The following is an 11,938-nucleotide window of genomic DNA, read 5'->3' on the forward strand; positions in this document are numbered from 1 at the left end:
CAGTCCGACGCCCGCGGTCGAGTGCCGGGTGCGCGCGATCCACGGCCACACCTTGTTCGGCGGCAGCTGGCCGCCCTCCCCCGGCTTCGCGCCCTGCGCCATCTTGATCTGCAAGTCGGTCGCGTTCACCAGGTACTCGCTGGTGACGCCGAACCGGCCGCTCGCGATCTGCTTGATCGCCGAGCGCCGCTGGAGGTCGTACAGCCGGTCGGTGTCCTCGCCGCCCTCACCGGTGTTGGACCGCCCGCCGATGCGGTTCATCGCGATGGCGAGGGTTTCGTGTGCCTCCGCGCTGATCGACCCGTAGGACATGGCGCCGGTGTTGAACCGCCGCAGGATCGCCTCGACCGGCTCGACCTCGTCCAGGGGGACCGGCTCTCGCTCCTTCACGCGGAGCTTGAACAGCCCGCGCAGCGCGCCACCCTCCCGGTTGAGCCGCTCGACCTCCTCGACGTAGCGCCGGTACACGTCCTCGCGGCGCGTCCTCGTCGCGTGCTGCAACAGGAACACGGTCTCGGGCGTGAACAGGTGCAGCTCGCCCTCGCGGCGGTAGGCGTACTCGCCACCCACCTCGAGGCGCCGGTGGACCCGGTCGGTCGGGTTCTCCGGGTACGCCTGGTGGTGACGGGCCGCGACCTCCTCGGCGATCACGTCGAGGCCCACGCCGCTCAGCTTGGAGCTGGTGCCGGTGAAGTACTCGTCCAGCAGGTCGTTCGCCAGCCCCAACGCCTCGAACACCTGGGCCGCGGTGTAGGCGCCGACGGTCGAGATGCCCATCTTCGACATGATCTTGAGGACGCCCTTGACCAGCGCGTTCACGTAGTTGCGGATCGCGCGCTGCGGGTCCATGCCGCTCAGCGCGCCGCGCCGGATCTGGTTCTCGATGGTCTCGAACGCCAGGTACGGGTTGACCGCCGCCGCGCCGTAACCCAGCAGCAGCGCCACGTGGTGCACCTCACGCGCGTCGCCGGTCTCGACGACCAGCGCGACCCGCAGGCGCTCCTTGGTGCGCACCAGGTGGTGGTGCACGGCCGAGACCAGCAGCAGCGACGGGATCGGCGCCATCCGGTGGTCGGCGTCCCGGTCGGAGAGGACCAGGATCCGGGCGCCGGCCGCGATGGCCTCGGACGCCTCGCGCCGCACGCGCTCGATGGCGCCGGCGAGCGCCGCGCTACCACCGTCCACCTCGTACAGCCCGGGGATCACCGTGCAGGCGTAGCCCGGCATGTCGCCGTCGTCGTTGACGTGGATGAGCTTGGCCAGCTCGTCGTTGTCGATGACGGGGTAGGGCAGCATGATGTGCCGGCACGACGCGGGACCGGGCTCGAGCAGGTTCTGCTCGGGGCCCATGATGCGCTGCACCGAGGTGACGATCTCCTCGCGGATCGCGTCCAGCGGCGGGTTCGTGACCTGCGCGAAGTTCTGCTTGAAGTAGTCGTAGAGCAGCCGGGGCCGCTTCGACAGCGCCGCGGGTGGCGTGTCCGTGCCCATCGACCCGATCGGCTCGGCACCGGTCAGCGCCATCGGCGCGAGCAGGATCTTCAGCTCCTCCTCGGTGTAGCCGAAGGAGAGCTGGCGGCGCAGCACGGACTCACTGGTCTGGACGACGTGCTCGCGGTCGGGCAGGTTGGCGATCTTGAGCAGACCGGCGTGCAGCCACTCCTCGTACGGCCGCTCGACCGCCAGCCCGGCCTTGATCTCGTCGTCGTCGACGATCTTGCCGGCCCCGGTGTCGACGAGGAACATGCGGCCCGGCTGCAGGCGGCCCTTGGCCACGACCTGGTCCGGCGGCACGTCCAGCACGCCGGTCTCGCTCGCGAGCACCACGCGGTCGTCGGCGGTGCGCCACCAGCGTGCGGGGCGCAGGCCGTTGCGGTCGAGCACCGCGCCGACCAGGGTCCCGTCGGAGAACGTGACGCTCGCCGGGCCGTCCCACGGCTCCATCAGCGAGGAGTGGAACTTGTAGAAGGCGCGCCGCTTCGGATCCATGTTGGCGTTGTTCTCCCACGCCTCCGGGATCATCATCAGCACCGCGTGCGGCAGGCTGCGACCGCCGAGGTGCAGCAGCTCGAGGACCTCGTCGAAGGACGCGGAGTCCGAGCCGTCCGGGTCGCAGATCGGGTACAGGCGCGTGAGGTCGCCCGGGATGAGGTCACTGGCCAGCAGCGCCTCGCGGGCCCGCATGCGGTTGCGGTTGCCGCGGATGGTGTTGATCTCGCCGTTGTGCGCCACGAACCGGAACGGGTGCGCGAGCGGCCAGGACGGGAAGGTGTTCGTGGAGAACCGGCTGTGCACCAGCGCGATGGCGCTCTCCAGGCGCTGGTCGGTGAGGTCGGTGAAGAACACCGGCAGCTGCGCGGTGGTCAGCATGCCCTTGTACACGAGTGTCCTGGCCGACAGTGACGGGAAATACACCCCGCAGCCGGCGGCGACGCTCTCGTGCTCGGCGCGCTTGCGCAGGCAGAAGGCCATCCGGTCCAGCTCGATACCCGCCGCCCGGTTGCCGTCCGCGTCCGCCGGCGCCGCGACGAACGGCATCGCGAAGTGCGGCATGACCGAGAGGGCGGTGGGGCCCACGTCGGCCGCCCGGGGCGCGACCGGCACCTCGCGCCAGCCGAGGACCTCCAGGCCTTCCTCTTTCGCGATGCGCTCGACCAGCAGGACGGCTCTGGCCCGCTGGTCGATGTCCTGGGGCAGGAACGCCATGCCGGCCGCGTACGCGTGCGAACCGTCCTGTGTGGGCACGGGCAGGTCGAAGTCGACCTCCGCGCGCAGCAGCTCGTCGGGGAGCTGGAGCAGGATGCCGGCACCGTCGCCGCTCGTCGGCTCGGCGCCCGCCGCGCCGCGGTGCTCGAGGTTGGCCAGCGCCACCAGTGCGTCGGTCACGATGCCGTGTGACCTGCGCCCCTTGATGTCGGCGACCATGGCTACGCCACACGCGTCACGCTCGGTGCTGGGATCGTAAAGACCCTGTGCGGTGGGTATGGCGGAATAGATCACGCGTCGACCTCCCTCGTCGTCCTCGCGCTCAACTGTTCGCTGGGCGCGGGACGCCGGTGGCCCGCGTGTTGACGCGAGCTTAACAGTCCCGAAACCCAGGAGCCATGCGTCAAGAGGCGGATTTCCGCTATCGATGTAACGTTTTGGATGATCCGCGCGATGTGGCGCACCCGCCCTGGTAGGGCCCGGTAACGCCGGCAGCCTCGCCTGCCCCAGCGTAACCGAAGGATCCTCGAATGGAAGGACGACCAATCGTCACCTCCTGTTGACAGCCGGCCCGTGAGAGCGCTTTCATGACAGACGCAATCATTTGCGGCCTTCGTGCAGGCACTCGGTACCCCTGCCCGAGCGTGACGAGGAGGTCACACCATGCCCGCTACCAGCATGGCCAGAAGACGGAGGCTCGCCGCCGGCGTGGCCGCCGCACTGGTCCTCGCTCCCCTCTCCTACGCCTACTCCGCGCAGGCCTCCGTGCCCCCGCCCGACTCGGGCTGGACGCAGGTCTGGGCCGACGACTTCAACGGCAACGCCGGCACGCTGCCGTCCTCGTCGAACTGGATCTTCGACACCGGCCACAGCTATCCCGGCGGCGCCGGGAACTGGGGCACCGGCGAGATCCAGAACTACACCACCAGCACGTCGAACATCAGCCTCGACGGCGGCGGCAACCTGCGGATCACGCCCCTGCGGGACGGCTCGGGCAACTGGACGTCGGCCCGCATCGAGACCCAGCGCACCGACTTCGCGCCGCCGTCGGGCGGCGTGCTGCGCATCGAGGGCCGCATCCAGATGCCGAACGTGACCGGCAACGCGGCACTCGGCTACTGGCCGGCGTTCTGGGCGCTCGGGTCGCCCTTCCGCGGCAACTTCCAGAACTGGCCGAGCGTCGGCGAGCTCGACGTCATGGAGAACGTCAACGGGATCAACCAGGTGTGGGGCACGCTCCACTGTGGCGTCGCACCGGGCGGGCCGTGCAACGAGTTCAACGGCCTCGGCGCCGTGCGCGCGTGCCCCGGCTCGTCGTGCCAGTCGGCGTTCCACACCTACCGGTTCGAGTGGGACCAGAGCGTTTCGCCCAACCAGCTGCGCTGGTATGTCGACGGGCAGCAGTTCCACAGCGTCAGCCAGAGCCAGCTGCCGGCCGACACGTGGAACCAGATGACCTCGCACGGCTACTTCATCCTGCTGAACGTCGCCATGGGCGGCTCGTTCCCGGACGGCGTCGCCGGCACCACGACCCCGACCGGGGCGACCGCGTCCGGCGTGCCCATGCTCGTGGACTACGTGGCGGCCTGGACGCGCGGCGGCGGTGGCACCACGCCCCCGCCGGGCAACGGCGGCACGGCCTACCGGCAGATCGAGGCGGAGAGCTTCGACTCGCAGTCCGGCACGCAGGTCGGCGGCGCGGCGAGCGCGGCGGGCGGGTCGTACCTCGGCTGGCTCGCGAACGGTGACTGGGCGCGTTACTCGGGCGTCGACTTCAGCTCGAGCGCGGCGCGGCAGTTCACCGCCAGGGTGGCCTCCGGGGCGGCGGGCGGGGTGAGCGGGCTGGTCGAGGTGCGCCTGGACAGTCCGTCCAGCACGCCGGTCGGCAGCTTCGCCGTTGCCAACACCGGTGGCTGGGAGAGCTGGCGGAACATCCCCGCCAACATCTCCGGCGTGACCGGCACGCACGACGTCTACCTGACGTTCACCAGCGGCCAGGGCGCCGACTTCGTGAACGTCGACTGGTTCTCGTTCGGTCACTAACCCGCCTCCCCGAACTTCTCTGTGCGGGGTCGCCTCCCGGCGAAGGCGCGGGTGCCGAGGGGGACGGTGGCTGGCTGCCGTCACGTTCCCCCGAGGTACCTACTTGGTCGGGCGGCGGCCCTGCACGAGGAGTCACGGAGCGGGCCCTGAGCGGCGGTCCGGGGCGAACCCGAACAGGCCACGTGGAGCTACGGATCGCCTTTCGCCGGCCCTTCGCGCCCGTCCCTGCGCGAGGGGCCGGCCCTTTTGTTGTCGTCCACAACATTCTGGTTACGAGCGCTTGACTCAGTGCACCGCAGCCGCAATTCTTCACGCCATCCATGAGAGCGCTCTCACGTACGACCACAGCGAAGTGGCCAGGAGGCCCAATGCGTAACTCTGGGATCGTGGCGTCACTCGCCGCGACCGCCCTCATCCTCACGGCCTGCGGCTCGAGCGGCGACTCGGGCGAGGACGGCGTGACCACACTGACGATCAACGTCTTCGGCGACAGCTTCTCGTTGAAGGACAACCGTTCCCTCTACGACGAGTACGAGAAGGCCCACAAGGGCGTCAAGATCGTCGAGAACAGGAGCGACTTCGGCACCCACCACCAGAACTTGCAGGCACGCCTGACCGCCGGCTCCGGCGCGGCGGACCTCGAGGTGATCGAGGTCGGCCAGGTGTCCGGCTTCATCGGACAGACCGACAAGTTCGTCAACTTCAAGGACAAGGGCGTCGACACCGCGCAGTGGACCGAGTCCACCGTGCAGCGGGCGTCCAGCCCGGACGGCAGGACGCTGATCGGCCTGCCGACCGACATCGGCGGCCTCGCCATGTGCTACCGCACGGACCTGTTCGCCCAGGCCGGCCTGCCCACCAACCGCGACGAGGTATCGGCGCTCTGGTCGACGTGGGAGGACTACGTCGACGTCGGCAGCCGGTTCGTCGGCAAGGTGCCCGGCGTCAAGTGGTTCGACGCCGGCGGGCACGTGTTCACCGGGATCCTCGGCAACGAGAAGGAGACCTACTACAACGCCAAGGGCGACCTGATCGTCGAGAAGAACAAGACCGTCAGGGACGCCTGGGACCTCACGACCAAGGCGATCAAGGCCGGCCAGTCGGCGGGACTCGCGGAGTTCTCGACCGAGTGGAACACCGGCTTCCAGAAGGGCCAGTTCGCGACGGTCACCTGCCCGGCGTGGATGATGGGTTACATCCAGGGCAACGCGCCGGAGACCAAGGGCAAGTGGGACATCGCGAAGATCCCCGGCGGCTCCGGCAACTGGGGTGGCTCGTACGTCACCGTTCCCTCGCAGGGCAAGCACATCGACGCGGCCGTGGAACTGGCGAAGTGGCTGACCGCGCCGGCGCAGAACGTCAAGCTGTTCAAGACGATCGGCAACTTCCCGAGCCAGGAGTCGACCTGGAGCCGGCCCGAGGTCGCGGACTACACCTCGGAGTTCTTCTCGAACGCGCCGGCCGGCAAGATCTACCCGGCGTCGCTGGAGCACGCGCCGGTGCAGGTGGTCGGCCCGCAGAGCGGCGTCATCGGCAACACGTTCGCGGGCGCGCTGAACAGCGTCGAGCAGGGCACCGATCCCGGAAAGGCCTGGGACTCGGCGATGTCCGACATCAAGGCCGCCGCGGGTGAAGGGTGACGGCTCAACTGGACAACCGTGGGACGTCGGCCGAGCCTGGCCGGCGTCCCGCGGCACCACCGAACCGCGGGCAGGCCTGGCGTTCCCGGCTCCACCGCTGGGACGTCAAGGGCTCGCCGTACCTGTACATCCTGCCGTTCTTCGGGTTGTTCGCGGTGTTCGGCCTGTTCCCGCTGATCTACACCGCGGTCATCTCCACGACCGCGTGGAGCCCGCGCAGGCCGGGCAGCGAGGACATCTCCGTCGGGCTGGGCAACTACGGGAAGCTGCTCGCCGACGAGAACTTCCACAACGCGCTGATCAACACGTTCGGCATCGGCATCGTGTCGACGGTGCCGCAGCTGTTGCTGGCGCTGGGCATCGCGCACCTGCTGAACTACAAGCTGCGCGGCCGGCTGTTCCTGCGGATGGGCGTGCTGGTCCCGTACATCACGTCGGTGGCCGCGGTCGCGCTGATCTTCAACCAGATCTTCGCCAGGGACTACGGCCTGCTGAACTGGTTCCTGCAGCCGTTCACGGACAACCCGCTCGACTGGCGGGCCGACAGGTGGGCGTCGTGGCTCGCGGTGTCGGCGATGGTGACCTGGCACTGGACCGGCTACAACGCGTTGATCTACCTCGCGGCCATGCAGACGATTCCCTACGAGCTGTACGAGTCCGCGTCCATCGACGGCGCCGGCCGGTGGCAGCAGTTCTGGCACATCACCATTCCCAGCCTGCGGCCGACGATCATCTTCACGGTCATCGTGTCGACGATCGGCGCGCTGCAGCTGTTCGCCGAGCCGTTCCTGTTCGACACGACCAGGAACAACAACGGCGGCTCGGAACGGCAGTTCCAGACCGTGGTCCTCTACCTGTACCAGCAGTTCTGGACCAACGGCCGGTACGGCTACGGGGCCGCGATCGCCTGGACGCTCTTCATCATCACGGTGGTGATCGCGCTCGTGAACTTCCTGCTGGTGCGCCGGATCCGATCGGCGGACGACTGACATGGCACGACGTACACCCGACCAGGGCCGCTGGGGCACCTACGCGATCCTGCTCGCGATCATCGTGTTCTCGATCTTCCCGCTGTACTGGTCGGTCGTGGTCTCCTCGCGGGACCAGTCCGCGATCGGCAGCTATCCCCCGCCGCTGGTGCCCGGCGGAACGCTGTGGGACAACCTGTCCGCGGCGTGGGAACAGGGCAACTTCGGGCTGGCGCTGACGAACTCGGTGATCGTGGCCGGGATCATCACGGTGGCGGTCGTGTTCACGTCCACGCTCGCCGGTTTCGCGTTCGCCAAGCTGACCTTCCGCGGCCGCAACGGGTTGTTCACCGCCGTGGTCGCGACGATGCTGGTGCCGACGCAGCTCGCGATCATCCCGCTGTACATCATGGTGACGCAGTGGTTCGGCTGGGCGAACGACCTGCGCGGCGTGATCGTGCCGGCGCTGGTGAGCGCGTTCGGCGTGTTCTTCATGCGCCAGTACCTGTCCTCGGCCATGCCGACGGAGCTGCTCGAGGCGGGCCGGGTCGACGGCGCCTCGACGTTGCGGATCTACTGGAACGTCGTGCTGCCCATCGCCAGGCCCGGCGCGGCGGTGCTGGGGCTGCTGACGTTCATCACGTACTGGAACGACCTGTTCTGGCCGCTGATCCTGCTCAACACGCAGAACCCGACCGTGCAGGTGGCGATCGCCAACACGGCGAGCGGCATCGAGGTCGACTACTCGCTCGTGCTGGCCGGCACGGTGATCGCGACGTTCCCCATGCTGATCGTGTTCCTGTTGCTGGGCCGGCAGATCATCGGAGGAATCATGCAGGGGGCGGTGAAGGGATGAACGGAGCTCGCGACGTGGACCATCAGCCACTGAGGTTCCCCGACGGGTTCGTGTGGGGTGCCGCGACGGCGGCTTACCAGATCGAGGGTTCACCGGGCGCGGACGGGCGCGGACCGTCCATCTGGGACACCTTCGCGCACACACCCGGCAGGATCACGAACGGCGACACGGGCGACGTGGCGGCCGACCACTACCGGCGGTTCCGCGACGACGTCGCGTTGATGGCCGACCTCGGCCTGCCGGCGTACCGGTTCTCGGTGTCCTGGCCACGCATCCAGCCCGGTGGCAAGGGTCCCGCGAACACGGCGGGGCTCGACCACTACGAACGCCTGGTGGACGAGCTGCTGGCACGCGGCGTCACGCCGATGCTCACCCTCTACCACTGGGACCTGCCGCAGGAGCTGGAGGACTCGGGCGGCTGGGGAGCGCGGGAGACCACAGTCCGGTTCGCGGAGTACGCCGAGCTGGTCGGGGCCCGGCTCGGCGACCGGATCCCGCTGTGGACCACGCTGAACGAGCCGTGGTGCGCCGCCTTCCTCGGGTACGCCTCAGGTGAGCACGCGCCCGGTCGCACGGACCCGGAGCTGGCGCTGCGCGCCGCCCACCACCTGCTGCTGGCCCACGGACTGGCCACACAGGCACTGCGCGCGGTGCTGCCCGGCGACGCGCAGGTCTCGATCACGCTGAACCTGGCCGCGGTGCTCCCCGCGGCCACGTCGTCGGCCGCGACGAACGCCGTGCGCCGCGTCGACGGCCTGGCCAACCGGCTGTTCCTGGACCCGCTGTTCGTCGGCCACTACCCGGTCGACGTCCAGCAGGACACGCGCCGGCTGACCGACTGGTCGTTCGTGCTGCCCGACGACCTGGCGGTGATCTCGACGCCGATCGACCTGCTGGGCATCAACTACTACTCCCCCACGCTGGTGGACGTCGGCGCCGCCCACGACGGCCCGTCACCGTGGCCGGCGTGTGAGAACGTCCGTTTCGTCCAGCCCCCGAACGCCCGGACGACCGCGATGGGCTGGGCCATCGACGCCCAGGGCCTGCGCAACGTGGTGCACCGCGTGCACGACCAGTACCGCCCGGTCCCGCTGATGATCACGGAGAACGGGGCCGCGTTCGACGACGAGCTGGGTGTCGACGGGGTCCGGGACGACGACCGGATCGCCTATCTGCGGGATCATCTCGAGGTCGTGCACGAGGCCATCACCGCGGGCGTGGATCTTCGGGGATACTTCGTGTGGTCACTGCTGGACAACTTCGAGTGGGCGTACGGCTACTCGAAGCGGTTCGGCATAGTCCACGTGGACTATGCCACGCAGGCGCGGGTGTGGAAGGACAGCGCACACTGGTATCGACAGGTGATTCGACGGAACGGGTTGGAATGAAGCCGACACTGGACACGGTCGCCGCCGAGGCAGGCGTCTCCCGCGCGACCGTCTCCAGGGTGATCAACGGTTCACCGAGGGTGTCGGCCGAGGTCAAGACGGCGGTCGAGGCGGCGGTCGCGACACTGGGGTACGTGCCCAACCGCGCCGCGCGCAGCCTGGCGATGCGCCGCACGGACTCGATCGCGCTGGTGATGCGCGAACCGGACGCCACGGTGCTGAACGACCCGTACCTCGGCAACATCATCATCGCGACGAGCCAGACCCTGATCGGCACGGGCGTGCAGCTGGTCCTGGTGAACGCCCAGAACACCGAGGAACACGCCCAGCTGGCGGACTACGTCCGGAGTGGCCACGTGGACGGCGTCCTGCTGGCGTCCATGCACGACGACGACCCGCTCCCCCGCCTGCTGCTGGAGGCGGGCATTCCCACGGTGGTGGGCGGTCGCCCGGCGCGCCCGCTGCTGGGCCTGTCCTATGTGGACTGTGACAACGAGGGCGGCGCCCAGCTGGCGGCGGAACGGCTGCTCTCCGCCGGCCGCAGGCGGGTGGCGACGATCGCCGGCCCGCAGGACATGACCGCCGCGATCGACCGCCTGACGGGCTACCGCCAGGCGCTGACGGCCGCCGGCCGTAAGGCGGACAGGGTGGCCTACGGCGACTTCAGCCGCGAGTCCGGCCAGCAGGCGATGACGGAGCTGCTGACCCGCTACCCCGACGTGGACGCGGTCTTCGCGGCGAACGACATGATGGCGGCGGGCGCGATCCGGGTGCTGCGGGACGCGGGCCGCACGGTGCCGACGGACGTGTCGGTGGTGGGCTTCGACGACATCGAGCTGGCCCGGCACACGGAACCGCCGCTGACGACCGTCCACCAACCGATAGTGGACCAGGCCCGCACGATGACGGAGATACTCCTGACCCAGATAGGCGGCGACCCGGTCTCGGACCCGGTGGTCCTGCCGACGGAACTGGTGGAACGCGAGTCCGCCTGAGACGCGGCGCTCGGACCGCGGCAGGACCTGTAATACTGCCGCTCATGGGGGAAGGCACACTCCGCATCCACTTCACCTCCACCGACCTGGCCCGCACGCTCGTCGCGCCGGCGCCGAACCCCCTGTGGGAAGTGGTCTTCAGCCGGCTGCGCCTGGAGGAGGAGAACCCGCCGGCCTTCCTCAGCTCCTGGCTCACCCGGGTCAGAGCCGACCAGCGGAGCCTGACCCCCGGCATCCGCGTGCTGGCGACCCTGACACCGCGAGGCCCGTACTTCCCGGACTTCCTCACCCCGCCGGAAGGCCACCTCGGCCTCGACCCCGCCCTCAGCGCGATCACGGGCACCCCGAAGCACCGCCTCAAGCACGAGCTGGACAGGCTGGCCGCGTGGTGGCCCCTGCCACCGTGGACGCGCTCCCTGACCGAGAGCCGGGCACTGGCCACCCTGGCCAGCACCCTCCGCTCCTACCACGACATCGCGATCGCCCCGTACGGATCCGTGATCACCCGGCGGATCGCGGCCGAACACGCGACCCGCGAGTCACAGACCGGTGAGACGCTCCTGCGGGGAATGGCCCCGCTCATGCGCTGGCGCCCGCCGGTACTGGAGATGCCGTACCGCATCACCCGCGACCTGCACCTCCGCGGCCGGGGCCTGCTGCTGGTGCCGTCGTTCTTCTGCCGCCACACCCCGGTCGCCCTCGCCGACGCCGACCTCCCGCCGACGCTCGTCTACCCGATCACCCCGCAGGCGCACTGGCACGCGAGCGCGGGCCAGCCGCTCACCGCCCTCCTGGGCGCCACCCGCGCCACCATCCTGACCGCGATCGACACCGGCACGACGACCACCGAGCTGGCCCGCCGCGTGGGCACGTCACCGGCGTCGGTGAGCCGCCACACCCAGGTCCTCCGCGAGGCGGGCCTGGTCGAGACGACCCGCCACGGCAAGGCGGTCCAGCACACGCTCACCCCACTGGGCGTCGCACTGCTGGAAGGCCCTGCCCCTGCGCGGTGAGCCGCGACGACCGGATAGCCGACGACCTCGTGCCACGCGCTGGCGGGCAGGTCGAGCGGCGGACCCAAGCCCGATGGCCAAAGTGGCTCTCCACGTGGGCGGCGTACCGGAGCGCAGCGGGAACTCCCATCGCCATTGCCGTCGCGGGCGGTTCTTACGCGTCGGCGCGGGCGGGGCGGTCCGTGCCGGCACAGGCGGGCGGTTGGCTCGCGCCGGCACAGGCGGGCGGTCCGCGCCACCGCAGGTAGGCAGTTGGCTCGCGCCGGCACAGGCGAGGCGATCCGTGCCGGCACAGGCAGGCAGTTAGCTCGCGCCGGCACAGGCGAGGC

8 protein-coding genes are annotated in these 11,938 nt (G+C 69.7%); 7 read left to right on the forward strand and 1 reads right to left on the reverse strand.

What is annotated here, in order from left to right; all coding sequences use genetic code 11:
* The coding region (locus tag ACJ73U_RS19485; RefSeq protein WP_407779080.1) for a glutamate synthase central domain-containing protein at window positions 1–3,000 on the reverse strand (3,000 nt) is incomplete at its 3' end.
* Between the two features lie 369 nt (window positions 3,001–3,369).
* Between ACJ73U_RS19485 and ACJ73U_RS19490 the strand changes: the two genes are divergently transcribed.
* The 7 genes from ACJ73U_RS19490 to ACJ73U_RS19520 all read left to right on the forward strand — a co-directional run bounded on the left by ACJ73U_RS19490 (window position 3,370) and on the right by ACJ73U_RS19520 (window position 11,609).
* Window positions 3,370–4,749 (forward strand): carbohydrate-binding protein, encoded by a 1,380-nt coding sequence (locus ACJ73U_RS19490; RefSeq protein WP_407779081.1) that lies wholly within the window; start codon window positions 3,370–3,372, stop codon window positions 4,747–4,749.
* Between the two features lie 368 nt (window positions 4,750–5,117).
* A complete protein-coding gene (locus ACJ73U_RS19495; RefSeq protein ID WP_407779082.1) occupies window positions 5,118–6,389 on the forward strand; it encodes an ABC transporter substrate-binding protein in 1,272 nt (423 codons plus the stop codon).
* A complete protein-coding gene (locus tag ACJ73U_RS19500; RefSeq protein ID WP_407779083.1) occupies window positions 6,386–7,378 on the forward strand; it encodes a carbohydrate ABC transporter permease in 993 nt (330 codons plus the stop codon). Before ACJ73U_RS19495 ends, ACJ73U_RS19500 begins: the two co-directional genes overlap by 4 nt.
* A 1-nt stretch (window position 7,379) precedes the next feature.
* Entirely contained in the window at window positions 7,380–8,213 is an 834-nt protein-coding gene (locus tag ACJ73U_RS19505) for a carbohydrate ABC transporter permease (protein ID WP_407779084.1), read from the forward strand.
* The gene (locus ACJ73U_RS19510; protein WP_407779085.1) at window positions 8,210–9,601 is read left to right on the forward strand and encodes a GH1 family beta-glucosidase; all 1,392 of its coding nucleotides are present in this window, start codon (window positions 8,210–8,212) and stop codon (window positions 9,599–9,601) included. The genes ACJ73U_RS19505 and ACJ73U_RS19510 overlap by 4 nt, the downstream gene beginning before the upstream one ends.
* A complete protein-coding gene (locus tag ACJ73U_RS19515; protein ID WP_407779086.1) occupies window positions 9,598–10,596 on the forward strand; it encodes a LacI family DNA-binding transcriptional regulator in 999 nt (332 codons plus the stop codon). Before ACJ73U_RS19510 ends, ACJ73U_RS19515 begins: the two co-directional genes overlap by 4 nt.
* A 44-nt stretch (window positions 10,597–10,640) precedes the next feature.
* Window positions 10,641–11,609 (forward strand): ArsR/SmtB family transcription factor, encoded by a 969-nt coding sequence (locus ACJ73U_RS19520; RefSeq protein WP_407779087.1) that lies wholly within the window; start codon window positions 10,641–10,643, stop codon window positions 11,607–11,609.
* Window positions 11,610–11,938 lie beyond the last annotated feature (329 nt).

Origin of the sequence: Actinophytocola sp. (assembly GCF_045807065.1) — a bacterium.
GTDB lineage: Bacteria > Actinomycetota > Actinomycetes > Mycobacteriales > Pseudonocardiaceae > Actinophytocola.